The sequence below is a fragment of the Acinetobacter sp. 24-47-47 genome, from assembly GCF_057737035.1.
On record NZ_CM173216.1, the window covers coordinates 2588858 to 2612934 of the forward strand.

Below are 24077 nucleotides of genomic sequence, written 5' to 3' on the forward strand. Positions count from 1 at the left end.
CTAGATAGTTTAATCGAGATCAATCCCAAAATCTAAATTAATCGACTGTCGCTCAATCAAAGCACTCTTAACCGTTTGCTGCCTGGTTTTATAATGTGTTTCACTTGTACACAAATGTCTTGAAAGATCATTAAGAAAATAGCTTTCAACTTTTCGTCCTTGCTCATCGACTTGTTCCCTTGCCCACGTCACCAAATTTTGCTTGGTTAAAATCAATTCATTTTGTGCACGGGTAAGTGCTACATAAAGCACACGGCGTTCTTCTTCAACTTCATCAAAATCCCCTTGAGCTCTTGCATGTGGATACTGACCAGGTGTCACATTCGCCACGTAACAAACTTTTTGTTCAGTTCCTTTAGCAGAATGTATCGTGATCAAGGTAACAACATCAGTATCTGACTGGCGTTCGATTTCACTGATTGAAACTGGATCAAGCACGTAGGCTTCTAAAAACTCACTTAACTGAGTATGTTTTGAAGCTAACTGTTTCACCAACTCAAAGTCTCCTTGACGACGCCCCCAATCCTTTTTGTAATTTTCACTCAACTGAATTTCTATTGCCTGAATTGCCAAGCTTACGCAAGCTTGAACTTCAGTCTTTATCACATTCAACTGCTTCATAATGAGTAGAGCCTCAGCAGGAATACGTCCAAATTTTTCTAGTTTTTCCGCAATGACGTCATCTTGAGGGTCCTGTAACAACTGTTGCGCTAAACGGCTTGCGCCAACATCACCGACCCCATCCCAAAGCGTCAAAAACCGCATCCATGCAATATCGTCTGAAGGATTGGCAATGACCCGTAGTAAACTCAGTAAATCCTTAACATGCGCAGTTTCAAGAAGTTTCATACCACCAATAAACCGATATGGGACATTGGCTGCAATGAAAGCTGCTTCAATATGACGAGCTGCAAAGCTTGAACGTACCAGAACCATATGATCGCGCCAAGGACTTCCCTCAAGCAAATGTCGCTCTTTAATATCTATGGCAATCCATTTTGCTTCATCAAACTCATTCGGGAAAATATGAATTTTAGGCTTTATGCCTGTACCTCGATACGCATTTAAGCGCTTGTCATATTTAATCTCACTTTGATCAAGCAACCAATTTGATAAATCTAAAATTTCTTGAGTAGATCGGTAGTTTTTTTCTAATTTAAAGATCTGTGCTGCTGGCACACGCTCTTTAAAATGATGAATGTTTTCGAAATCTGCTCCACGAAAACCATAAATCGATTGAGCATCATCCCCGACACAAAACAAACTTACTCGATCCTTTAAAGGCTCTAATAGCGCCCATTGCAATGGATTGGTGTCTTGCATTTCATCCACAAGCATATGTCTGCAAATCGAGGCCACATAATCGACTAGACCCTCAGACTGTGCTAAAGCTGATGCCACGATCGCAAGAATATCGTCATAATCAAGAAAGCTGCGTGCCTGCTTTCGAGTTTCATATTCTTTCATGATTTCTGCAATCAGGTCTTTCATTGCTAAGAATTCAGGCATTTGCTTTTCTATGGCAACACTTAGCTTTTGACGCGTATTTCTAGCATATGAATACAGATCACATAATTCAGCAGGCTTCGGGAGCTGATTGGGATTCTTCTTATCATCTTTACCACGTATCAAACGAAACGTCATGAGTTGATCATCACGATCAATAATTGAGAATTGCGCTAAGCCGAAAGCTTTTGGTATACGACGCAGCAAGTACATACAAAAAGTATGGAATGTTGATGCTCGTAATCCTTTTGCTTGTTCACCGAGTGCCAATTCGACACGCGCCACGATTTCACTGGCAGCACGACGCGTAAACGTCAAAATTTGAATTTGATTGGCGGGTACACCTTGATCAATAAGATAAGCAGCACGTGCCACAATCGTTTTGGTTTTACCACAGCCCGCACCCGCCAACACCAAACTATGTAAGGCTTCTGTGGTTGCAGCTTGTTTTTGTTGAGGATTTAATTCATCAATCAGGCTGTCTAAACTCATCGCTACTCATCAATTTTACAATAACAATAGTTTAACAGAGCTAGATTTAGAAAATACAAACACGCTTCAGTTTTAAACCTCAAAGCCCACTTACATAGAGGATTAGATATACTGCCTTACGATATTTTGTACCGTTAAATCTAAATTCTGAACTGCATTTTTCAAGGATTCTGACAAACTTTGATCCAGAGGATTAATACTACAGATGTGATGAAACCCTTGTTCGTACAATGGTTCTACCCCTTCACCAACTCTACCAGCGAATGCAAATACAGGCTTGTTGTGCCGATATGCGACTTGAGCAACGGCAAATGGGGTTTTACCAAATTGAGTCTGAGTATCAATTTTCCCTTCACCCGTAAATACATAATCAGCTTGCGCAATTTTTTCAGCCAATTGAGTTTCCTCAATGATTAATTCAGCACCCGATCGAATATCTGCGCCTGTAAATGCCATCAAACCAAATCCCAAACCACCTGCTGCACCAGCACCAGATCGATGACGTAAATCGACTAAAAGCTGCTGCTCTACCACCCCTGCAAAGTGCAATAAATTATGATCCAATACTTGCACCATTTCAGGTGTTGCCCCTTTTTGCGGACCAAAAATATAAGATGCGCCAAGTGGACCACATAATGGATTGTTTACATCTGAAGCAATAACAATATCTGTTTTAGTCAATCTTGGGTCGAGTTGTGACACATCAATGGAATCGATTTGGTTTAAGTTTCCACCTGTTGGCTCAAATGCTTCATGATATTGATTAATAAATTTCACGCCCAAAGCATGCGCCATACCAGCACCACCATCATTGGTCACACTCCCACCCAATCCGATGATGATCTTTTTCACCCCGAATTCGAGAGCTGCAGCAATCAGTTGCCCTGTTCCTACAGTATTAGTGAACAAAGGATTTCTTAAATGAGGTGGTATGAGATGAATGCCATTGGCTTTCGCCATTTCAATGACTGCTGTTTGTCCCTGATCAATTAATCCAAAATGAGTCATGACACGCTGATTAGCGAATGGGCCTTGTGCTTCGCACGCGATTTTTAATCCTGATTTTGCCATGACCAATGCATCAATGGTTCCTTCACCACCATCTGCCATTGGATTCAAAATACATTGTGCATCGGGTAAGACTTTATGGATGGCATTTTTCATAATCATGCATACCTGCTCAGCAGGCATGCTTTCTTTGAAAGAGTCGGGAGCCAAAATAAAAGTTTCTATCCTTTGCTGCATACTTTATTGCTATTCTCATATTTAAATTAATTCAGATACTTATTTATTACATTGAGATTTTCAATTTTTCAAATAGAACCCTTATATATATTGTAATAAACTTACAATTCCCCAAAAAAAATAACGGTATAACAATGCAAAAATATCAAATATTTAAAAAAACTTTAGTGCTGTGTACATTCATTTTTGTATGTAATCAAGCTACCAGCTCGTCTGCAACCAATTCACACAGTAGTGAAAATATTCAATTATCAGCACTTTCAGCCAAATGGAAATGTACTGAAGAAATGGATTACATGGGTTATGCTGCGAAAAGCGAAATAGTGTCTGAGTTCAAACCAAATGGTCAATATTTTGAAAAAAATCAAATGACCTTTATTAAAGATAACGAGAAAGCAATTGCTTATACCCAATCTGAAGCTCAATGGAGTTTACAAGAACATATACTCACAATTGATCAAAATAAATTACTGAAATTTGAAATAGACAATGCTCAAGTTGAAGAGCAATTAAACCTTAAATCAGCTTTAGCTGATCCTGATGCTGTGAAATTACTAATTAAAAAACTCGATAACAAAGAAATGATTGCGAATTTCATTCTATTTGATACAGAAATAGAAAATCTCTCAAGAGTATGTGTAAGACAATAAATTTAATGTCATAAAAAAATGCTGACCTAGGTCAGCATTTTCTGTTATTTAAACGTTAAGCTTCAATCCATTTACCATCTTGGTAAATCAAAGACCATTTCGTTTGTTTACCTTCAGGCGTTTCAGAACCAATATATTGCGCTTGATTTTTACGACTAAACTTCACTAAAGTTGGGTTTCCATCAGGGTCAGTATCTGGCGCTTGCAGAATAAACTGATACTTTGGATCTAGCTGTTCAGCAACCGTACGCAATTCCGCAACCTTAGGAGCACGAGTTTCACGCACTTTAGGGAATTTACTTGCTGCTAAGAATAAGCCTGCTGCTCCATCACGTAATACGAAAAAGTCGTCATGTTTCGTTGAGCGCAAATGTTCCATTTTAATCGGGTCGACACGAGGAGGTGCTGGTTGACCATTCTTCAATACTTTACGTGTATTTTCACAGCTTGTGCAGGCAAAATAAGGACCAAAACGCCCTGTCTTTAACTGCATCTCACCATCACATTTGTCACATGGAATTGTTGGACCATCGTACCCTTTAATTTTGAACTCACCTTCTTCAAGCTCAAAACCTTCGCAGTCTGGATTGTTCCCACAAATATGAAGTTTACGACCACCATCAATAACGTAGCTATCCATTGCTGTTTCGCAAATTGGGCAACGTTTTTTCGACATTAAATCTGCGGTTTCTGCAGACTCATCATCAGATAATGCAGCCAAAGACTCTACTGGCGTTAAGTTAAGTGTACCTTTACAACGTTCTTTCGGTGGTAAGTTATAGCCAGAACAACCTAAGAATACACCTGTGGTACCGGTACGAATCTGCATCGGACGATCACATTCTTTACAATGCACAGCATCAACTTCAACAGGCTGATTACGGCGCATGCCATTTTCACCCTGTGCAGTAGTCAGACGTTTCTTAAAATCACCATAGAAACTATCTAATAACTCTTTCCAATTACGCTCACCATCTGCAACTTTATCCAGTTGACCTTCTAGATCTGCAGTAAATGCATAATTCATTAAGTTGTTAAAACTTTCGTCCAAACGATCTGTAACGATTTCACCCATCTTCTCTGCATAGAGACGACGGTTATCCAATTTCACATAGCCACGATCTTGGATCGTTGAAATAATCGCTGCGTAAGTTGAAGGACGACCAATGCCTTTTTTCTCAAGCTCTTTCACCAATGATGCTTCTGTAAAACGTGCAGGCGGTTTAGTGAAATGTTGCGAAGGATCTAACTTTTGAAGTTGTAGAACTTCACCCACTTTCACAGCAGGCAGTAAAACATCATCATCCGACTTGTTCTGGCCACGTACTTTCGTAAAGCCATCAAATACCAAAGTACGACCTTTAGCTTTAAGCTCTACACCATTCGCGTCAACCAAGATCGTCGAAGACAAATATTCAGCAGGTGTCATTTGACATGCAACAAACTGACGCCAAATCAGATCATATAGACGCTGAGCATCGCGATCTACACCCGCAAGTTGATCACCCTTCAGTGCGACGTTTGATGGACGAATCGCTTCATGGGCTTCTTGCGCACCTGCTTTATTTCCAAAACGGTTTGGCTTTGCAGGGAGATATTTTTCACCATACTCAGTTTCGATATGTCCACGTACCATATTGACCGCATCATCACTCAAGAATGTAGAGTCGGTACGCATATAGGTGATATAACCTGCCTCATACAAGCGCTGTGCCATCGTCATCGTTTTCTTTACAGAGAAACCGAGTCGAGTACTTGCTGCTTGTTGTAAGGTCGAGGTGATATAAGGTGCGCTCGGATTAACTTTGGTCGGTTTATCTTCACGGGCAGCAACTTTGAATTCAGCGTCTTTTAAAACATCTAATAAAGCATCTGTTTGTGCTTTGTTTTGAAGTTTTAATGTCTTACCTGACTGTTTGACTGCTTCTAAACGAATATCATCTTTTTTAGATTTGGTATCTGCAAAAACTTGCCAATATTCTTCAGGAATAAAAGCACGAATTTCTCGCTCACGCTCAACCACAAGTTTCGCAGCAACTGACTGTACACGACCCGCAGATAAACCACGTGCGATCTTCTCCCACAATAGTGGTGAAATCATAAAGCCAACAATACGATCAAGGAAACGGCGTGCTTGTTGTGCATTGACTTTATCAATATCTAAACGAGCAGGCTGTTTAAATGCTTCTTGAATGGCATTTTTAGTAATTTCGTTGAAAACCACACGTCTATAACGAGAGTCATCACCACCAATAACTTCTTTTAAATGCCAAGCAATCGCTTCTCCTTCACGGTCCAAATCAGTTGCGAGATAGACCTCGTCAACCTGCGAAGCAAGCTTTTTCAGTTCTGAAACAACATTTTCTTTACCAGGAAGCACTTCATAGTGTGCTTTCCAACCGTGCTCAGGGTCTACCCCCATACGATTGATCAGTGCCTGTTGAGCTTTTTCAGCTTTCTCTTCAGCAGTCTGTTTGGTACGTGTTACTGGTTTCTTTTCCGTACTTTTTGAAGCACCTGTTGGTAAGTCACGGACATGACCCACAGATGATTTCACAATGTAGTTTGAACCTAAGTATTTATTAATGGTCTTCGCTTTAGCAGGCGACTCGACGATCACTAAAGCACGTTTTTTTCCAGCTTCTGACGATTGAGCTGTAGCGCTTTTGGATGTGGACTTAGGAGCATTCGCCATAGTGAACCGTTATTCCTATAAGATTAAAAAATTAAATTTCAGCCAATTTGTGTAAAAGTGCTTTCATTTCATCAAGTTGTGTAGCATGAAGATCTTCTTCTTCCTTCCAGTACAAACCGACGCAATTAGACTGCATATCAATAGCATAAATCCCTTTTAATGCAATGGGGAAATCATTAAATTTCTCATTCCCGTGAACAACCTTAAGTTTTTCATTTTCAACCAATGCGCGCATTAAAGGTAGGCGACCATCAGGAATGATAACGCTGTAATACGCTACCATACTGGCACGATTTTCTGATGCCATTGGAATATTGGTCCATGAAGGTGCAGCAATCAAACGCGGGTGTAATCCCATTTTTCGCGCTTTCTCACGCATGATCCCCAAAGCTTTTTCTCTTGGATTTACACGTAATCCGAAGATCGAGCCCAGCACAAAAACAACGATAAGAATCGTTATCCAAAGTCCAGCATTTTCCATAGTTCACCTTTTGCTTCTTATATTAGAGTTGCATAAGCCGAATATAAAAGGCAAGTTGAAAATTAAAAATACGATTTATAGCGGCATGAAACCAGTATTGAGACCTGAACCAAATAAGGCATGATGTGGTATAACTCACCTAAGCACAGTGCAACTGAAATAAAAAAAAGCGATAAAATCATCGCTTTTTTCCGAGGCATTTTTAGTTCAAAAACATCTCATGGCTATAAAGTACTTCATGACCATTCCAATAAATATATCCTTTATCAATCATTTCCTTAAGCAATAACCGCACATCTGATTTTGGAAATAGTTGTTCTAATAAATCACGCAGTTCATAAATATCTTTAGGCTTTCCGGATTTTAAAGCATTCAATTTTTGGATGACTTCCAGCTGGACAGGATCTATTTTTTCAAAATTTTTAAACAAATCACTCTGAATATGTTGAATGTCTTGTGACTCTTCAATTTCAGCTAAAATGTCTTTTGCTTCGATATGTAGCTTCGCCAATAACGCATCTACCTGCCCAAGCTTGTGGTCTGCTACTACATCTTCATCAACATTCATATCCAATTGAGCCCACTGCTTTAATACCTTTTTACGAAAGGAAATTTGCTCACCTTCTTTTTTAACTACCTTTAAATTAATCAGCATGCCAATCAATTTAGCGCTGTGCTCGTCATTTATTCTCAACGTATTCTCGATCGAGTTTTTAAGCTTAGCTAAGGTGTTGGGCTTCCCTTCCATACGAACCACAACATCACAATACTGCTTTACTTTAAATAAATCATGATTTTGACGAATAGTTTCAACTGAAGGCACGTTGTATTTGAGTTTTGACACAGGTTGCTCTGGTTGTACCTGTATCAAATTACATTGAATGCCAGAAGCTCGCATCATGTCAGCCAACATGGTGCTACAGTCTCGTGCAGAAATCACATCAATCTCTGCGCCATGCTCAACCAATGCCAAGATTTGCCCCACAATCACAGCGTACTCAAATTCTTTTTCTTTTGCCTCAAGCATTTCTAAAATGACAATTTGACCACTACTAATCCAACTCGCAAATTCAGTCAAATCAGTGAGACTGTAATGAAAACTCCCTTTCGAATGAAATAGATAGGTCGTGGTGTAATGTTGCACAATCTCCCGAAATAACGTCGAAGTCGGCATGTTATTTTCAAGATCTATTAGGACAACTTTAGCGCTCATAGGATAAGATTCAGAATTCGGCAAGTGAAAAGACTATTACAACGACCTTCATATCAAAGGTCAAACTATTTACGCATACTTCTTGATAAATAATCAGTATTTATGTCACGTCTTAATAATGTGGCGGTTTATCCAAAATTGGATCAAATGGAGCAACACCATCGTCAGCATGAGTAGCTTCAACACGTTGATACAAAATTTGCATTTGTTTCTTTAAATCGCTGATTTCACGGCTTTGTAATGCAATTTGAATATTTAACTGATCAACTAATTCATCTAAAAATGCAATTCGGACTTGCAAATCTTCTATGGGTGCGGAAAATGACGCCTGCTCATTTAGATTTTTTTGATTCGACATTATAAGTCCTCATCAGGGGATTTCAGGAAACATTATGGCCTATATTACCTTAAGGGACGTCCAACTCGCATTTGGTGGACCGTACTTACTCGACGGCGCGAATTTTAGTTTAGAACGCGGCGAACGAGTGTGTTTGATTGGCCGTAATGGTGAGGGTAAGTCTACTTTACTTAAACTCATTGATGGAAGTTTATTGCCTGATGCTGGTGAAGTTTCCCTGCAAAATGGCATCACCATTTCTATGCTGGCTCAAGACGTGCCAATGGACTCGGGACGTGTTGCAGATATTGTGGCAGATGGCGCAGGTGAAGCAGCTTTTGTTCTTAGAGCTTATCACGAAGCAAGCGAAGCTTGTGTACTCGGCGATATGGAAGCTTGCGATCGCATGGGTAACTTGCAACATAAAATGGATCAATTAGATGGTTGGGCACTTGAAACTAAAGTGAATTCAATCCTCAGTAAAATGGGACTTGATCCTGATGCTGATTTAGCTGATCTTTCAGGTGGTCGTAAACGTCGTGTGCTTCTTGCACGCGCACTACTCACCCAACCTGATGTTTTGTTACTCGACGAACCAACGAACCATTTAGATGTTGAAAGTATCGAGTGGTTAGAAAAATTCTTACTCGATCAAAATAATTTAACATTACTCTTCATTTCGCATGACCGTTCATTTGTAGACAGTATTGCTACACGTATTGTGGAACTGGATCGTGGCATCTTACGCAGTTATGAAGGGAACTATTCACGTTACCTCGAACTCAAAGCTGCACAGATGGAAGCTGAAGAAAAACAAAATGCGCTGTTCGATAAAAAGCTAGCAGAAGAAGAAGTTTGGATTCGTCAAGGCATTAAAGCACGTCGTACCCGTAACGAAGGTCGTGTACGTGCCTTAAAAGCATTACGTGAAGAATCTAAAGCCCGCCGTTCGCAGCAAGGCAAAGTGAGCATGGCTACCCAAGATGCTCAACGTTCAGGCAAAGTGGTCTTCGAAATTGAAAACCTCAGTGTGCAATTTGGCGACAACACTCCAATTATCAAAGATTTTAATGCACTGGTTCTGCGTGGAGATCGTATTGGTCTCGTGGGCGATAACGGTGTCGGTAAAACCACGCTAATCAAAGCAATTTTGGGTCAACAAGAACACTCAGGTACGGTCAAAACAGGGACACAACTCGAAGTGGCTTATTTTGACCAGCTTCGTAACGTACTCGATCTTGAAAAATCGGTAAAAGACAACGTGGCCGAAGGGTCAGACTTTGTCGATATCAATGGCGGACGTCGTCATATCTATAGCTATTTACAAGATTTCTTGTTCTCCCCTGAACGTGCTCGTACACCTGTAAAAGCCCTTTCTGGTGGTGAACGTAACCGCATTTTATTAGCGAAATTACTGCTTAAACCATCGAACCTCATCGTGATGGATGAGCCAACCAATGACTTGGATATGGTGACGCTTGAGCTGCTTGAAGAGATGCTCAGTGATTACAAAGGAACTTTATTGTTGATCTCGCATGACCGTGCCTTTATGGACAATGTCGTGACCTCAACTTGGGTATTCGATGGCAAAGGCAATATCGATGAATATGTCGGTGGTTATCAAGACTACCTCATGCAACGTCCTGATCAAACTGTAGTCGATCAGAAATCTGCGGTGAAGAAAGCAGCTGCAAAAGCTGAAGCGGCGGCAACCCCTGCACCAGCGGTTAAAAAAGTAAAACTAAGCTATAAAGATCAACGTGCTTTAGAACAACTTCCTGCTGAAATGGAAGCTTTGGAAAAGGAACAAGCCGAGATTAATGCGCTTTTAGCAGATGGTTCTTTATTTGTGACAGATAGTGACAAAGCAACTCAACTTTCGATTCGCCTTACTGAAATTGATGAGTTACTTTTAGAGAAATTAGAGCGCTGGGAAGCGCTTGAAAGTCTTGCGAATGGTGGCTGATTACCCTGATGAATAAAAAAACTCCGCGCTTGCGGAGTTTTTTATTTTGCCAAGTTTGATCACGCTAAACCAATTACTGCAACCAATGCTGCTAGCACACCTACAATCTTTTTACCTTGTGGAACAAATTTCACCATCAATGCCCCTAAACCCAGTCCAAGAGCATAAATCATTGCCATGGCAGTAATCATGCCTAAAATCTGAACGCCAACATTTCCATTCATCGCTAATTCAGCTCCGTGTGCTGAACCATGAAAAACTGATAGAAACACTGCTGCAACTGGAAAAATTCTGTTCGATTTGGTCCATAAACTTACAGCTAAGATGAACAATGAACCTACAATTCCAATTTCTGCAACGCCATTCGGAATAATTCCATGCGCACCTAAACTGAATCCAGCAACGAGCGCTGTAAGCAAGCCCCATGCCCCAATCATCTTCCAAATTTTAGACATGCTCCACATCAAAACGCCGAAACTGAGTGCCATCATCAAATGATCCAATCCTGTAAACGGATGAATGAAGCCCGTCCAAAAATTAGCGTCATGGTGATGATGGCCTGGATGTGCCATTACAAGGCTCGGAACACTTGCCAGAATGAATAGACCGAATTTATTGCATTGTTTCATCCTTTAAGCCCTCTTGTTTAAGCTTTGAATAAACCTTGTTTTTCAATAAAACTGATAATCTCGTTTAAACCATCTTCAGTTTTCATGTTTGAAAACAAGAACGGTTTATCTCCTCGCATACGCTTGGCATCTTGATCCATCACCTGCAAATTCGCTCCAACCATTGGCGCCAGATCTGTTTTATTGATAATCAGTAAGTCAGACTTGGTAATGCCTGGACCGCCTTTACGTGGAATTTTTTCACCACCAGCAACATCAATCACATATAGCGTCAGATCAGACAGTTCAGGGCTAAACGTTGCTGCCAAATTATCACCGCCACTTTCAATGATAATTAACTCTAGACCATCAAACTTTTCGCATAAGTCATCAATCGCTGCCAAATTGATTGAAGCATCTTCACGAATAGCCGTATGCGGGCAACCGCCAGTTTCCACCCCCACAATACGATCGGGTGACATGGCTTCATGACGAGTTAAGAAGTTGGAATCTTCTTTGGTGTAAATATCATTGGTCACCACCGCCATATTGTATTTATGGCGTAAGGCACGACATAAATTCAGGGTAAGTGCTGTTTTACCTGAACCGACTGGTCCACCAATTCCAACACGTAAAGGAGAACGTTCTGACATGATTGATTCCTTATGATAATTTTTAAGATCTAAATAGACGCGAATACTGGGTTTCATGTGACATGCTGAGCATGGCGTACTGAGGAAGTGCGCTGCTGAGTTGCGTATCGTCTAAAAGCAATGCTTTTTCGATGGCCTGAGGGACGAGTCCATGTAAGTGCCACAAAATCCGTTGACCACTCATCTGACCGAGCGGCACAGTTTTGACTGCGCCAAGTACTTGGTTTTCTAAAACAGTAAACGTATACGCCGTTAAAACATCTTCGATATTCAGATCCAATCGCCCACATAACTGAGCATATACGGGTACAAATCCAAGTTGTTTTTTGACCGTAACGGGCATTTTCAATACATCTTTAATCCATGCGTTCAAGGAAAATGCCAACTGCTGCGATTCAGCCAATAACTCACGACTTTCACGACTGGCTCGATACAACTGCGCCCAATGATTAAACTGCTGTTCATTATCATGGGCCTGCATCAAACGCTTCAATACAGGTAGCTCAAAACGAACTAAAAGCATTTCCAGAACTTCTTCGAAGTACGCAATACTGGATTGCTCGTCATGAATCAAACCTTGATCGATCGCACTTTCAACACCTTGCGAATAGCAATAAGCGCCTACAGGCAAAGCTGTAGAGGACAAAGTTAACAGTTTGAGTAAATGAACTGCATTAGTGTTGCGCATGAGCATGAATCGCTTTGATTGGGCTTAGACGATGATCATGTGCATGCTGAGCATAAGCACCACTTTCTGGCTCAAATGGATGATCCACTTCCGTGACCAGTAAACCCAATCCTTCGACCATTTCGGCTAAGACATGATCAGGTTCAAAATATAGTGCACTAGGCGTGAGCATAAGAGGGACATGACGATTCCCTAAATGATAGGCTGCTTTCAAAAGCTCAAATTCAGATGAAGCTTGGACACACATCAGGCGTTCAGGCAATGCATCCACACGCAGTAAGTCACCTGTTTCAGTTGCAATAAATGATCCTCCGCGAAGAATGCCTGTGCGCGGTAAATCTGCACCAATATCGCACCCTGAAACTAAAGTTGCACGAAAACGGCTCTTTTGTCGTGTATCAAAGTTGAGTTGCACAGTTTCGAAAGCTTGATCTTCTGTCACTGCTTCTATTCTTTGAGTATAGATTTTCATGCCTTTCCTATTGTCGCTTGAATACTTTGCTTTAATTTCAACTCGCGAAATGTCTTGTTCAACATCAATCCATTTACGCATCAAAATTAAGCATTATTCATGCCAACATGAAATCTATTGGTGCATCCCCTTCTTCTTATTAAAGAATATTCAATGATCTATAAAAATGTTTAAGCCCAGATCACCAAGATTGCCGCTATCACAACTAAGGCTAATCCCCAATGTTCGGCTTTCGCTAACTTTTCTTTAAAGAAATAAGCGGAGATCAACAAACTAAATAAGATTTCAATTTGACCAAGTGTTTTCACCACTGGGACACTCATCATACTCATGGCAGTAAACCATCCGAGAGATGCCATAAAACTACATACACTGACTTTAAAGGTCAGTCCTAGACGTTGCCACATCGCCAGCAACGTTTGATGACTGAATAAACTGAGATACAAAAGCATACTCAAACATTGTAAGCCAATCACCGACAGTAATACCCATGCAGCGCGATGAATTGTTGGCAACATTGTTAGTTCAAGACTGGCCTCTCTGACCAATAGTGAAGTGATAGCAAAACACAAACCACTCCCGATGCCAATCATCAGTGTTTTGGGTGAAAATCCAGTAAAACCATGTCCCCGACTCAACAGAAACACAGCAAAACCACCCAGTAACACCCCAAACCATGCCAACCATGACAAATGATCAGAGAGAAAAGCAACGCCAATGATTGCAGCTAAGATCGCTTCACTTTTAGCCAGTCCCACGCCAATGGCATAGTTTTTTTGCTTAAACAACTGCACCATTAACGCAGTCGCTAAAATTTGGCTAATGCCTGCGATAAAAATATAAACCCAATATTTTGTCGTAAATTGAACAGTCGCTGTTACCGGTGAAAAGTGATAAAGGCTACTCAAATAAATCAATGCAAAAGGCAAGGCGAAGATAAAGCGTGCAAGGGTCACGCCCCATACATCGACAGTGGTACTCAGTTGTTTTTGAAAGGCATTGCGCCAAGCCTGCATAAAAGCAGCCATGAGGGTAAAGAGAATCCAACTGAACGCCATAAAAATATCACTTTAATGAGTAGGACTGACGGGTTTTATTCTATGCCTCATCCAGTGTAATGACTAATCAAAAAAGGATTGTATGTAGATAGCATAAAGTTTGATTTTATTCGTTAGATAAAAAGATGATATTTTTTGAGCTAACATTCCTCGTGTAACTGTCACCTAAATCAGTTGAAGTAACATGGTATCTAAATTGCATAACATTGAGATCACTGATAAATTTTTCACATGAATATTTTTATATGTTAAAAGTATGTAATTAGACCCTAAGTCTAATTGCAAGATGCTGCCCCTTAATGCAGTATTTACTTATAAAAAAAATGATTTATCAGTGACGATATTTCACCCTATACCCGATAGCCGGAAGCCATCTCAGGTAAGGACCTACAATGACCAGCTTACAATATTATCAAACTATTTTTGATAAAGCGGGCGATGCAATTTTTGTACATGATATTGGCAGTGTCCAATTTATGGATGCCAATGAAGCCGCTGTAGAACTTACTGGATATAGTAAATCTGAATTGACACAAATGAACGTTGAAAAGATCAGTGCTTTTCAACATGGTTTTGATTTGCATCATGCACTCCGAAAAGTTCAACAGGCCGCCACTACAACAGACGAAGCAATCACATTTGAATGGTTAATAGAGTCTCAAGACCAACGTCATATCCCAGTTGAAGTATGTCTTAAAAAAGTTGAGATTGAAAATGAACCAAAGCTTCTCGCTCTAGTACGTAACATCAGCGAAATCAAAAAGTATCAATATGCTCTACAGTCTAAAGATCAATATTTCAAAATGCTGCTTGAGCATTCGGGAGATGGGATTGCTATTCTCGACTTACAAGGCAAACTACTTTATGCCAGCCCATCATTACAAGGTATTCTTGGTTATCGGGATCGCTTTGTACTCAATAAGAATGTGTTAACTGCAATTCATCCTGATGATCGTATTAAAGTCAGACAGCTTCTATTTAAAAAAACAGAACAACGTGCACTTAGTGTGATTCATTACAAAATCTTGCACCACAATGGAAAATGGCGACACCACGAGGCAACCTATCGTAACTTATTAGATCACCCTGATATTCAGGGCATATTGGTGAATTATCGTGATATCACTGAGCGTATTGAGGCTGAAGAAAAAGCACGTGCTCGTGAAAAGCAACTTGGTCATATGTCACGTTGCAAAACGATGGGCGAACTGGCTACAGCACTCGCCCACGAATTAAATCAACCACTGGCTGCACTCAACAATTACGTCGGAGGTAGTATTATTCGCATTCAAAACGGTTTAGCCAACACACAAGAGACTCTTGATGCCCTCAATGCTGCTTTAAATCAAACACATCGCGTTAATGGCATTATTCACAGCATGAGAAGCTTTTTACGTAAAGGCGAAGCGAATTTCCAGATTCATTCTGTGAGTCATCTTATTCAAGAGTTACATCCTTTGATTAAGCTTAAAGCAGATCAAGGTGGATGTACCATCCATTATGAATTAAGTGTTTCGCCTATTTTTATATCAGCAGATGAAACGCTCTTTAGCCAAGTCATTATCAATCTCGTCTTCAATGCGGTCGATGCTCTACAAACTAACCCTGAGGGTGAAAGGGACATTTATATCCGCACTTGGCAACATAACCAACATGCTCGAATTGCAATTGCAGATAATGGGCCTGGACTCGAAGGGCAAAATCCAGAACAAATTTTTGAATCTTTCTATTCAAGTAAAAACAACAGCATGGGTATTGGCTTAACTCTGTCTCGAAGCATCATTGAAAACCATCATGGTTATTTATGGGTCTGTGAAGGTGAGTCCGGCGCTATTTTTAATATCTCTCTGGCAGCACAGGAGCGTACAAAATGTATTTAACCAATTCTCATGTTCCCGAGCCCATTGTGTATGTGATAGATGATGATCAAGACATTTGTAATTCACTCACATGGTTGCTCGATTCCGTGCAACTCGAAACAAAAACATTCAATAGTGCTACTGAATTCCTGAATTATCAGCGCCCGCAAACGCCTGCATGTTTGATTCTTGACATTCGTATGCGAGGAATGAGTGGCTTGCAATTACAACAACAATTGAACCAACAAAAAACCCGTATGCCGATCATTTTCATGACTGGCCACGGCGACATTCCAATGTCGGTCAATGCGATGAAAGCTGGGGCATTTGATTTTTTAGAAAAACCTTTTAATCCACAACATATGCTTAATCAAATCCAAGCCTGTCTGCAACTTGCTGAACAAGACTTTATTGAAGAAGAAAAACGTCAAGAACAGATGATTAAATTGAAATCTTTATCACCAAGAGAAAGTGAGATTATAAATTTATTGGTCGATGGACTTTCGAGTAAACATATCGCACAAATGTTGAATATCAGCCATAAAACAGTAGAAATTCACCGCACTCATATTCGTCAGAAATTAGGAACTGAATCTATCGCACAGATCGTCAATATGGTCTTGATGTGTCGTGATCGCTCAATACCGGCGATGGGTTAACCATCGCCTGAGCGGGAGAAAAATGATATCTTCGATTAAAAGAAACGATCAAAATGAATTTGTTGTTGTGGAATACCTGCTTGATGGGCCATTTGTTCAATAGATTTCACCATCGGTGGCGGACCTGCACAATAAATTTCATGCTCAAGCAACTGTTCGCCTAATACATCTTGAATCACTTCATGAATAAACCCCGAACGGATACCTTCAATGAGTTCAGAGGAGGTTGCAGGTACATAATTGAGGCGTTCCCCTAACTCTGTCCAGTCACGTAATTGATTTTCAGTAAACAAATCACGTTGCTCACGACCACCATGGAAAAACCAGACTTTTTGATGTTGCAAATGTGGGTTAACTGCAACGCCACGAGCAATCGCTAACATGGGAGCAAGTCCAGAACCACCAGCCACACAGACAATAGGGCGAGGCTTCTCTTGTAAATGCGCTAACCCATATGGACCATCAATTTGAATATCAGCCTTTTCACGTAACTGTTCATCAAATAACAAATTGGTCATTTTACCATCAGGAACACGTCGAATTTGGAAGATCCATAACCCCTCTTCATTCGGTAGGTTAGACATTGAGTACGCACGAAGTAACTGTTGATTCACCCAAATTAAAGCGTATTGTCCAGGAATAAATTGTGCTGGCTCATCTGATTGAAAATGTACTTCCAAAATATCATGTGTCACCAAATGAGCATGCTTCAATGTTACTCTTTTTTGTTTTGGAATAATTTTAGGAACACATTGTTCGTCTAAACGAAGCTTAATGACACAATCAGATTTGGGGCGACACTGACACGCCAGTAACCGACCTTTACGTTTATCACGATCGCTTAATCCAGGTGCATCTGCCCATAAATTTTCTACTTCACCTGACAGGACTTCGATTTTACACGTCCCGCAACCACCCGCATTACATTCGTAAGGAATGCCTAATCCTTCACGTAAGCCACCGCGTAGCAATACATCATTAGCTGAACAATAAAATTCGGCTTGACCGTCTATTTGGATTTTATACATCGGCATCACTCCACCAAATAAACATTATTGTCACGTACAATCGATTGATAGGTTTTCAGTGGAATCGTACAAGGTGCACCACATGGTTCACCGGTTTTGATATTAAATGCACCCGCATGAAATGGGCACTCCACTTCACAGCCATCAATCTCACCATCTGCCAATGATGCATCACCATGTGTACACGTATCATCGGTGACATAGAACTCGCCATCTTCTAAGTGAAACACTGCCAATGGAGGATAACCGTCAATAATGATTTGTAGTCCCTCACCCTGTTCCACATCAGAGGTTGAACACAAAAATTTCTCAGCAACATTGGTCATTTTAATGTTCATTGAGTTAACTCCTCTATCGGTGAATCTGTGGCTTCAGGACCTAGAATGTGATAACCACCATCGGCATGAATCACACTGCCTGTAAGTAATTTTGCTTTCGGGCTACACAATAAACTTAATGCTTGTGCGACTTCCTCTGCATCCGCAATACGTCCTAACACATGGAAACGTCCTGCCACTCGATCAGTTTTGGCGCGGTCTCCGCCGGAAATCATTTGCATTGGGACGGACCAAGTCCAACCTAATGAGAGTGCATGTACACGAATACCATCTTGTGCTAGATCCAGTGCCATGCTTTGTGTGAGTTGCTCTAAAGTTGCTTTAGATGCTGGATAGACCCAGCGTTCTTTTTGTGCAATACGTGCACTGACACTGCTGATATTAATTACGGCACCATCAGTACTTTTTTTCAAAAGTGGTCGACATGCTTGTACTAACGCTGCGTGACCAAATACCGTGACATTGAACGTGTTTTGCCAATCTTGACGTGTAGATTCAGATCCATGATCTTCATACAAACACGCTAGGTTAACCAAGACGTCTAACTGAGTGAGTTTTCCACTTAATGTGCGAATACTGTCATCATTAGCGAGATCTAGAAATTCGTACTGAGCTTGGGTTGATTGTGCAACTTGCTGTCCTTGAGTTTGATTAATATCAGCAACAATGACCTGTGCACCTAAGCCTTTCAACTCTTGGACTACGGCTTGACCAATATGTGTCGCACCACCTGTCACCAAGACGACTTTTCCATCTAAGTCTGTCATGAAACCTCCTTGTACTCAGGCCATTCATTAAATTGTCCCTTGCAAAACAGCAGAGGTCGTTGATTACTGTGGCGACATTGCTCAATTTTACCGAGGAAGATTTGATGATCACCCGCTTCAATTTGTTGAGCTCTTTTGCAAATAAATTGCACGACACATCCTTCTAAAACAGGTGCTTTCGAACCTTGAATTTTCCACGTACCATACTGAAATTTGTCCGCAATCGGCTTAGCGAAGTTTAAGCCTACTTCCTGCTGATGTGCACCTAAAATATTAATGGCGAAGTATTCAGCATTTTCAAAAATAGATCGGCTTGGAGAATGATTGACTAAACTCCATAACACCAATGCAGGATCTAAAGACACTGAACTAAAGGAATTAATCGTCAACCCTACAGGTTGTTGATCTTGGTCTAGGCAAGTGACGATCGCCACTCCTGTCGCAAAGCCACCAAATGCCTGACGGAGCGATTTCGCTTCCGCCAGATCAACATCCTGCCAAAGTAATTCAGGCAGCTGCATGTTGAAACTCCTTTCGTGACAAGTATTCTTTTGCCCCAGCTTCACCATCTACCGCTGGCCAGAAACCACATGGATTGTTGAAATGCCCCATAAAATCATCTGCAATCGCTTGGTTTTGCGATGCTGCGCCTAACACTTGCAATAAGCTTTCACTTGGTGGGTTTAACAGCAAGTTGGTAAATTCTGTGGTATAATGACCTGACTTTTCCCAGAATTGCTCGAATACTTCTGTCATCCAATCTGCACTAAAGTCTTCATCACCTCGTGCTAAAATCGCAGCTAAATAATGCTCCACCATACGAGTTGCATTGTTTGCGCCTTGTCCTGCGATTGGATCATTTACAATGACAGTGTCTCCAATCCCCCAAATTTTTGCACCGTTATCTAAGGTTGCAACAGGATCTCGAACTTCAGGGCGGAATGCACCTTTGAGCCATGCATTTGGATCACTTAATTCCATATTATCGACCATACGGAAGCTTTGATCTGGTGTTACTTTGGCAACCGCTTCTTTCATGCGTTGGACCATTTCTTCGCCATTGGTGACATCATCGAAGATATCCATGGGTCCATTCGGCACACACTCAAAAAGGAAGCTACGACATGGGCCATGTGTGTGGCTGTAGAATGGCATACTGAAGTATTCACCTGCACCTGCCACGAAGTTGAAATGTAAGGTCTGTGAGGGTTGACCTTGCCAACTATTTGGACCACACAAATCATCACCTACGACGAGTGCAGCAGCCAATTTACGTGGCGGCGTTTGATGCACTGAACGTGTTTCATTGCGTTTGAATAAACTCGTGATATTGCCCTTACCTGCCGCCAAAATCGTCAAATCATTTTCAGCAGTGATTACTTCCAAATCTTCTGGACTGACATTTTGAATGATGAGCTTGCCACCACGGCGCGGATATTCCTCTAACCAACGGTGATATTTGGTTCGTTGGTCCATGGCAATACCGTCATTATCATGTAAAAAACCAGTCACAGGTAACATGATATCGCCGTTTGGTGCACGAAAATCGACATGCAATGCTTGACCACGATGCGCTTTCCCATCCCAGAAATTCAAACCAAGTTTGCGTTCAAACTCTAATGTATTGGCGAAGAACATCGTGGTACTGACCATACGACCGTGTAACAATTCATCCGCAGGGCGATCTACATATAAAGTGACATCATATTTATTTTCGAGTAGCGAGAACGCGAGTAATAAGCCTGCTTGTCCACCACCGATAATTGCAATTTTTCTCATCTTAAATTCCCCTTAGGCCGTATTGATTCAGTGCCTATTTAACTGTGTTCGGATAGGGTTGATTGAAGGTCAAATTCAATTCGACGCGTTCAAATTTCCATTCACCCTGCTCATTCCGACTTACTTCTGTTTTATAAAATCCACCTAAGCAACAGGTCGTTGCAGGTTTAACTTGATCTGTTGCGGCTGTTGTTGATTCCTCGGCTAAATTACAGACTTCCCATAACATCCAAGTTGCCTTTGCATGGTCTTGATCTAGGAGCTGTATATCGGGCATGGCCATAATATGTAAGCTCCATAACACTTGAGCCTCTGCAATATTGGACAATGCCTCTAAAATATTTTGACGTCCTTGATACTCCCCAAAACCCTTAGCACACCAAACGGCATTTTGGTGAAATACATGCTGTAAAATGGCTGGATTGTTGCGCTGATCAGCCGCTGTTGCATAGCGACCGATCAGGCCACGAATCGCCTCGCAGGCCTCCAGATAATGCAAACGCTGTTCTAGATTGTGCTGGCTCATCCTGTATTCCTCTTAAACGTTGACCATGTCACCAGTTTCATAAATGAAACGGTTCTCCGCAAATGCATACGGTACGCCAACTGAACCCTTATAAAGCTCGATGTGTGGTGCAACTTCAGCAAAGCTGAGACTTAACCAATACAACTTATGAAGCTCTTCAGGTAAGGTCCCTAGGACATATTGATCGAGTGCGGCAAGTAGCTTGCGCATTTCGGGCAAAATAGCATCGTAAAATGCTTGCAATTCTTCTTTGGTTGAGTTCAAACGCGCTTCATGGCGTTGCTTACCCGTTCCTAAAGCCCATTTCGCAACAAAAGGTTCTAAGCTTGCAAAGTCAGCTGGCAATTGTGAAATGATGTTTGACATGTGCATTCTCCTTATGCGCGATTCAGGTATTGTTCAAGAACGTGGTAACCGTGACGAATCAGGATTTCTTCGTCTTGTAGATGCATCACTTTTTTCGCTCGAGACTCAAGTGCTTCTTGGGTATCTTCCATGGTGGCAGTATCTTCTAACCACGCATTACGTTGTAATACTTGTGCAAACTCTTGCGCCCAACGCTCTGAATAGGTTTTCGCTTTAGGCAGGTAATAGCGACCCTCCCAACGGGTTTGGTTATGGCCGACCGGCCAGAACTGATGGGTGAACCATACTCCTTCAGTCACATGCACCAAGATATTCGGGAAAATGACAGATAATTCAAACGAGAAGTCATCACGATCATTTGGATTGACTGATTTAGGTAGCTGAACACGTTCATAGTGATTCACCAATGATGCGCCAGTGATCTCACCTGACAATGCAGCCGCTGGTTTTGGATTGGCGTTTTTGGTTAAGCACACAGCGCAAGTACGATGATCACCAAACAATTGCACTTCTTGTAAACCTGATGCGAATACATTCGGGAAAGAGCCTGCATGAATGGTCGCCACGTGATACGCTTCAGCAAATGCGTCATGAGCGACTTTCCAGTTACAGTTCAGAACTGTGTTATAGGCAAAGCATTCTTCCATTTCATGGAATGGATAACCGCCTAAATGCTGTCCCATACCGCCTAAGAATTCTTCTACCGATTGAGTGCCGTCATTATCCAAATTGATGAAGATAAAACCTTCCCACACTTCGGTGCGTATTGGTGCTAAACCGTTATGACCTTTGTCAAAGCAAGATGTGAATTTTTCTTCTTCAGGTACGCTGACCAAATCACCTTTAGCATCGTAAACCCAACCGTGGAAACGACACGTCACGACTGCGGCTTTGTTTGAACCAAAGGTTTCATTGCCGGTTTCCACCACAACTTTGTTACCACGGTGTGAACAAATATTGTGGAATCCACGGATTTCACCATCTTTACCATGCATTAAAATGACTGAGGTTTTAGCAAAATCTAAGCGTTTAACTTTATAGTCGCCTTTCTTTGGTATTTCTTCTACACGCCCCACTTTCAACCAAACTTTTGAGAAAACTTTTTCAATTTCTTCCTGATAGATCTCTGGCGAAATACATGGTTCGGTTGGAATAGGCTCAATACCAAGTTCTGGATATAAATCGCCCCAACGGAGTTTTGCATTACTGTTCATATGACATTCCTGTTCAAGTTCTCGTTTCTAAGTTTTAAGTTCAGTAAATTTCATGCTTTTTTCGAACAGCGTTTGAATCACCCGAATCAACCGCCGTTCACGTGATGAATTAAAGTTGGTAATGTTCGCGAACTAAGTTTGCGATCCCCAATTTTTCTAAAATTGGCATTGGGCATAAGAAGGTTGCACGTACCATTCCTGGTAAACGGCTGATTTCGATAGAGCCTGTGATGGTGCAACGGTTCATAACCTCATCCACACTTAAACCTGTGACTTTTGCCGCTCGATTTAAAGCATTGTCCGTTGCATCATTGAGGTTCTTACCTGTTCCCATAAATGTGATTGGACCACTTTCCTCAATTTCAGTTTGTCCCCAACGCGCACCTAAAGCTTTCACTTTTTCACGCTCTTCCTTGGTAAATGGACGTGCCATTGGTGGTAAGTCATCTGGTGCTTGAAGTAAAATTGGACCATCAATAGTTAAGCCTTTAATCACTTCCACTTGTAATTCTGTTTCGCCTGAAACGTCCGTGGCATGCCCTGCAATTTCACCATTGCCTTGTTGCGCATGCATATCTCCCATGTAGACACCTGCACCTGGTACTTTCACAGGGCAAATCAAAATACAGCCTGGACGAATCGAATTGGTATCCATGTGACCGTCAGTTTTGGCTGCGATAAGCTCTTCTTCAGTCATCCCGAATTTATGCGGTGCATTAATCAAGTACTGACCGAAGTCGTGACAGTTATGAGAGTCTGGTAAATCACGTGAAGGTGTCGTACCAATATTTCCGAGGAATGGACGCATGTGTGCAGCAACACCCGGCATGTCAGCACGCGCTAGTGATAGAATAGAATGCTGTGCAGCATGTTCAGGTAATGCAGAAAGCTCATTGGCATTACCAGCTAACTTGTTGGCAATCTCTTGATTGACCGTCAAACTCACTTTATTTTCTTCGTCCAACACGATCACATAACCATGTGAAAAGCGAAAAGCACTGACTTCTGCACCACAGTTTTTACAGTGAATCGCGTCGTCGCCAATCCCTTCTACATAACTTGCCGGTTGCTCTGTACCACATGCCTCACAATATTTCGCAACAAACGGATCGCCTTTATAACGCCCCTCAACAAATTGCATCACACCAGATGAGGTCGCCGTAGAGGTCACATGCATGTGTTTTATCTTTAAAGCGACAGCATCGCCCACCTCTGCACCTTCAATAAAGACAGGCAGTGTTACTTCATGCCCACCTTGGAATGCAGGTGTAATCATGGGACCCCAGCATCCTGGAGGTGTACCAGTTTTAAGTGTCCCACCATTTTTTAAAGGGCCAAGCATACGTTGGCTCGGTCCGACGATACCGCCTGAAAACTCATTCACCACTAAATAATCGACAGCTCCAGCACTGCCTGCTGCATATTCTTGATTCTCAATTTTCATGGCCTTACCTCTATATGCTTGCTCTAATGTTTG

Annotated in this window: 24 protein-coding genes; 4 read left to right on the forward strand and 20 right to left on the reverse strand. The window is 41.4% G+C overall.

Annotation, left to right across the window (positions count from 1 at the left end; translation table 11 throughout):
- Positions 1–9: 9 nt before the first annotated feature.
- Together AC1M9E_RS12115 and AC1M9E_RS12120 are read right to left on the reverse strand one after the other, a co-directional pair.
- Complete coding sequence (locus AC1M9E_RS12115; RefSeq protein WP_488224823.1) at positions 10–1998, reverse strand: ATP-dependent helicase; 1989 nt, start codon at positions 1996–1998, stop codon at positions 10–12.
- 102 nt (positions 1999–2100) lie between these two features.
- Positions 2101–3243, reverse strand: coding sequence for a glycerate kinase family protein (locus tag AC1M9E_RS12120; RefSeq protein ID WP_481607790.1), 1143 nt, complete (start codon positions 3241–3243; stop codon positions 2101–2103).
- A 134-nt stretch (positions 3244–3377) separates the two neighbouring features.
- On the opposite strand from AC1M9E_RS12120, the gene AC1M9E_RS12125 reads away from it, so the two are divergent.
- Entirely contained in the window at positions 3378–3893 is a 516-nt protein-coding gene (locus AC1M9E_RS12125; protein WP_481588666.1) for a hypothetical protein, read from the forward strand.
- Between the two features lie 55 nt (positions 3894–3948).
- Here the strand turns inward: AC1M9E_RS12125 and topA are convergent, their stop codons facing one another.
- From topA to AC1M9E_RS12145, 4 genes are all read right to left on the reverse strand, one after another.
- On the reverse strand, positions 3949–6588 hold the full coding sequence (gene topA, locus AC1M9E_RS12130) for a type I DNA topoisomerase (protein WP_035266776.1): 2640 nt from the start codon (positions 6586–6588) through the stop codon (positions 3949–3951).
- 31 nt (positions 6589–6619) lie between these two features.
- Positions 6620–7069 (reverse strand): hypothetical protein, encoded by a 450-nt coding sequence (locus tag AC1M9E_RS12135; RefSeq protein WP_035266779.1) that lies wholly within the window; start codon positions 7067–7069, stop codon positions 6620–6622.
- A gap of 202 nt (positions 7070–7271) precedes the next feature.
- A complete protein-coding gene (locus AC1M9E_RS12140; RefSeq protein WP_035266782.1) occupies positions 7272–8282 on the reverse strand; it encodes a hypothetical protein in 1011 nt (336 codons plus the stop codon).
- 112 nt (positions 8283–8394) lie between these two features.
- Positions 8395–8640: a SlyX family protein gene (locus tag AC1M9E_RS12145; RefSeq protein WP_035266784.1), complete on the reverse strand. Its 246-nt coding sequence runs from the start codon at positions 8638–8640 to the stop codon at positions 8395–8397.
- A gap of 34 nt (positions 8641–8674) precedes the next feature.
- On the opposite strand from AC1M9E_RS12145, the gene AC1M9E_RS12150 reads away from it, so the two are divergent.
- On the forward strand, positions 8675–10585 hold the full coding sequence (locus AC1M9E_RS12150) for an ATP-binding cassette domain-containing protein (protein ID WP_481607789.1): 1911 nt from the start codon (positions 8675–8677) through the stop codon (positions 10583–10585).
- A 59-nt stretch (positions 10586–10644) separates the two neighbouring features.
- On the opposite strand, the gene AC1M9E_RS12155 is transcribed toward AC1M9E_RS12150, so the two are convergent.
- The 5 genes from AC1M9E_RS12155 to AC1M9E_RS12175 form a co-directional block, all read right to left on the reverse strand.
- Entirely contained in the window at positions 10645–11214 is a 570-nt protein-coding gene (locus AC1M9E_RS12155) for a HupE/UreJ family protein (protein WP_035266789.1), read from the reverse strand.
- A 17-nt stretch (positions 11215–11231) separates the two neighbouring features.
- Positions 11232–11846, reverse strand: coding sequence for an urease accessory protein UreG (gene ureG, locus AC1M9E_RS12160; RefSeq protein ID WP_092766737.1), 615 nt, complete (start codon positions 11844–11846; stop codon positions 11232–11234).
- A 22-nt stretch (positions 11847–11868) separates the two neighbouring features.
- A complete protein-coding gene (locus AC1M9E_RS12165; protein WP_481607787.1) occupies positions 11869–12534 on the reverse strand; it encodes an urease accessory protein UreF in 666 nt (221 codons plus the stop codon).
- Positions 12521–13006 carry an urease accessory protein UreE gene (ureE, locus tag AC1M9E_RS12170; protein ID WP_481607843.1) on the reverse strand — a complete coding sequence of 162 codons (486 nt, stop codon included), beginning with the start codon at positions 13004–13006 and terminating at the stop codon, positions 12521–12523. Before ureE ends, AC1M9E_RS12165 begins: the two co-directional genes overlap by 14 nt.
- A 170-nt stretch (positions 13007–13176) precedes the next feature.
- The gene (locus AC1M9E_RS12175) at positions 13177–14064 is read right to left on the reverse strand and encodes a DMT family transporter (protein ID WP_092766734.1); all 888 of its coding nucleotides are present in this window, start codon (positions 14062–14064) and stop codon (positions 13177–13179) included.
- Positions 14065–14456: 392 nt separating this feature from the next.
- Here AC1M9E_RS12175 and AC1M9E_RS12180 point away from each other — a divergent pair, with 392 nt between their 5' ends.
- Positions 14457–15944 carry a PAS domain S-box protein gene (locus AC1M9E_RS12180; RefSeq protein WP_481607786.1) on the forward strand — a complete coding sequence of 496 codons (1488 nt, stop codon included), beginning with the start codon at positions 14457–14459 and terminating at the stop codon, positions 15942–15944.
- Positions 15935–16582 (forward strand): response regulator transcription factor, encoded by a 648-nt coding sequence (locus AC1M9E_RS12185; RefSeq protein WP_092766732.1) that lies wholly within the window; start codon positions 15935–15937, stop codon positions 16580–16582. The genes AC1M9E_RS12180 and AC1M9E_RS12185 overlap by 10 nt, the downstream gene beginning before the upstream one ends.
- 35 nt (positions 16583–16617) lie before the next feature.
- Here AC1M9E_RS12185 and AC1M9E_RS12190 read toward each other — a convergent pair whose 3' ends face one another.
- From AC1M9E_RS12190 to AC1M9E_RS12230, 9 genes are all read right to left on the reverse strand, one after another.
- Entirely contained in the window at positions 16618–17610 is a 993-nt protein-coding gene (locus tag AC1M9E_RS12190) for a 2Fe-2S iron-sulfur cluster-binding protein (RefSeq protein WP_481607785.1), read from the reverse strand.
- A gap of 5 nt (positions 17611–17615) precedes the next feature.
- Positions 17616–17948, reverse strand: coding sequence for a non-heme iron oxygenase ferredoxin subunit (locus AC1M9E_RS12195; RefSeq protein WP_092766730.1), 333 nt, complete (start codon positions 17946–17948; stop codon positions 17616–17618).
- Positions 17945–18715 (reverse strand): SDR family oxidoreductase, encoded by a 771-nt coding sequence (locus AC1M9E_RS12200; RefSeq protein ID WP_092766729.1) that lies wholly within the window; start codon positions 18713–18715, stop codon positions 17945–17947. The genes AC1M9E_RS12195 and AC1M9E_RS12200 overlap by 4 nt, the downstream gene beginning before the upstream one ends.
- Positions 18712–19236 carry a flavin reductase family protein gene (locus AC1M9E_RS12205; protein WP_092766728.1) on the reverse strand — a complete coding sequence of 175 codons (525 nt, stop codon included), beginning with the start codon at positions 19234–19236 and terminating at the stop codon, positions 18712–18714. The genes AC1M9E_RS12200 and AC1M9E_RS12205 overlap by 4 nt, the downstream gene beginning before the upstream one ends.
- Positions 19223–20494, reverse strand: coding sequence for a styrene monooxygenase/indole monooxygenase family protein (locus AC1M9E_RS12210; RefSeq protein WP_481607784.1), 1272 nt, complete (start codon positions 20492–20494; stop codon positions 19223–19225). Before AC1M9E_RS12210 ends, AC1M9E_RS12205 begins: the two co-directional genes overlap by 14 nt.
- A 34-nt stretch (positions 20495–20528) precedes the next feature.
- Complete coding sequence (locus tag AC1M9E_RS12215) at positions 20529–21020, reverse strand: nuclear transport factor 2 family protein (RefSeq protein ID WP_092766726.1); 492 nt, start codon at positions 21018–21020, stop codon at positions 20529–20531.
- Between the two features lie 12 nt (positions 21021–21032).
- Positions 21033–21386: a hypothetical protein gene (locus tag AC1M9E_RS12220; protein ID WP_092766725.1), complete on the reverse strand. Its 354-nt coding sequence runs from the start codon at positions 21384–21386 to the stop codon at positions 21033–21035.
- An 11-nt stretch (positions 21387–21397) separates the two neighbouring features.
- The gene (locus tag AC1M9E_RS12225; protein WP_180028360.1) at positions 21398–22600 is read right to left on the reverse strand and encodes an aromatic ring-hydroxylating oxygenase subunit alpha; all 1203 of its coding nucleotides are present in this window, start codon (positions 22598–22600) and stop codon (positions 21398–21400) included.
- Positions 22601–22709: 109 nt separating this feature from the next.
- Positions 22710–24044 carry an acetamidase/formamidase family protein gene (locus AC1M9E_RS12230; RefSeq protein ID WP_180028361.1) on the reverse strand — a complete coding sequence of 445 codons (1335 nt, stop codon included), beginning with the start codon at positions 24042–24044 and terminating at the stop codon, positions 22710–22712.
- Positions 24045–24077: the final 33 nt, after the last annotated feature.

Bases quoted from the DNA above. Each gene is read 5' to 3' on its own strand.
- AC1M9E_RS12115 (WP_488224823.1), bottom strand. From the start codon at position 1,998: ATGAGTTTAGACAGCCTGATTGATGAATTAAATCCTCAACAAAAACAA.
- AC1M9E_RS12120 (WP_481607790.1), bottom strand. From the start codon at position 3,243: ATGCAGCAAAGGATAGAAACTTTTATTTTGGCTCCCGACTCTTTCAAA.
- AC1M9E_RS12125 (WP_481588666.1), top strand. From the start codon at position 3,378: ATGCAAAAATATCAAATATTTAAAAAAACTTTAGTGCTGTGTACATTC.
- topA (WP_035266776.1), bottom strand. From the start codon at position 6,588: ATGGCGAATGCTCCTAAGTCCACATCCAAAAGCGCTACAGCTCAATCG.
- AC1M9E_RS12135 (WP_035266779.1), bottom strand. From the start codon at position 7,069: ATGGAAAATGCTGGACTTTGGATAACGATTCTTATCGTTGTTTTTGTG.
- AC1M9E_RS12140 (WP_035266782.1), bottom strand. From the start codon at position 8,282: ATGAGCGCTAAAGTTGTCCTAATAGATCTTGAAAATAACATGCCGACT.
- AC1M9E_RS12145 (WP_035266784.1), bottom strand. From the start codon at position 8,640: ATGTCGAATCAAAAAAATCTAAATGAGCAGGCGTCATTTTCCGCACCC.
- AC1M9E_RS12150 (WP_481607789.1), top strand. From the start codon at position 8,675: ATGGCCTATATTACCTTAAGGGACGTCCAACTCGCATTTGGTGGACCG.
- AC1M9E_RS12155 (WP_035266789.1), bottom strand. From the start codon at position 11,214: ATGAAACAATGCAATAAATTCGGTCTATTCATTCTGGCAAGTGTTCCG.
- ureG (WP_092766737.1), bottom strand. From the start codon at position 11,846: ATGTCAGAACGTTCTCCTTTACGTGTTGGAATTGGTGGACCAGTCGGT.
- AC1M9E_RS12165 (WP_481607787.1), bottom strand. From the start codon at position 12,534: ATGCGCAACACTAATGCAGTTCATTTACTCAAACTGTTAACTTTGTCC.
- ureE (WP_481607843.1), bottom strand. From the start codon at position 13,006: ATGAAAATCTATACTCAAAGAATAGAAGCAGTGACAGAAGATCAAGCT.
- AC1M9E_RS12175 (WP_092766734.1), bottom strand. From the start codon at position 14,064: ATGGCGTTCAGTTGGATTCTCTTTACCCTCATGGCTGCTTTTATGCAG.
- AC1M9E_RS12180 (WP_481607786.1), top strand. From the start codon at position 14,457: ATGACCAGCTTACAATATTATCAAACTATTTTTGATAAAGCGGGCGAT.
- AC1M9E_RS12185 (WP_092766732.1), top strand. From the start codon at position 15,935: ATGTATTTAACCAATTCTCATGTTCCCGAGCCCATTGTGTATGTGATA.
- AC1M9E_RS12190 (WP_481607785.1), bottom strand. From the start codon at position 17,610: ATGTATAAAATCCAAATAGACGGTCAAGCCGAATTTTATTGTTCAGCT.
- AC1M9E_RS12195 (WP_092766730.1), bottom strand. From the start codon at position 17,948: ATGAACATTAAAATGACCAATGTTGCTGAGAAATTTTTGTGTTCAACC.
- AC1M9E_RS12200 (WP_092766729.1), bottom strand. From the start codon at position 18,715: ATGACAGACTTAGATGGAAAAGTCGTCTTGGTGACAGGTGGTGCGACA.
- AC1M9E_RS12205 (WP_092766728.1), bottom strand. From the start codon at position 19,236: ATGCAGCTGCCTGAATTACTTTGGCAGGATGTTGATCTGGCGGAAGCG.
- AC1M9E_RS12210 (WP_481607784.1), bottom strand. From the start codon at position 20,494: ATGAGAAAAATTGCAATTATCGGTGGTGGACAAGCAGGCTTATTACTC.
- AC1M9E_RS12215 (WP_092766726.1), bottom strand. From the start codon at position 21,020: ATGAGCCAGCACAATCTAGAACAGCGTTTGCATTATCTGGAGGCCTGC.
- AC1M9E_RS12220 (WP_092766725.1), bottom strand. From the start codon at position 21,386: ATGTCAAACATCATTTCACAATTGCCAGCTGACTTTGCAAGCTTAGAA.
- AC1M9E_RS12225 (WP_180028360.1), bottom strand. From the start codon at position 22,600: ATGAACAGTAATGCAAAACTCCGTTGGGGCGATTTATATCCAGAACTT.
- AC1M9E_RS12230 (WP_180028361.1), bottom strand. From the start codon at position 24,044: ATGAAAATTGAGAATCAAGAATATGCAGCAGGCAGTGCTGGAGCTGTC.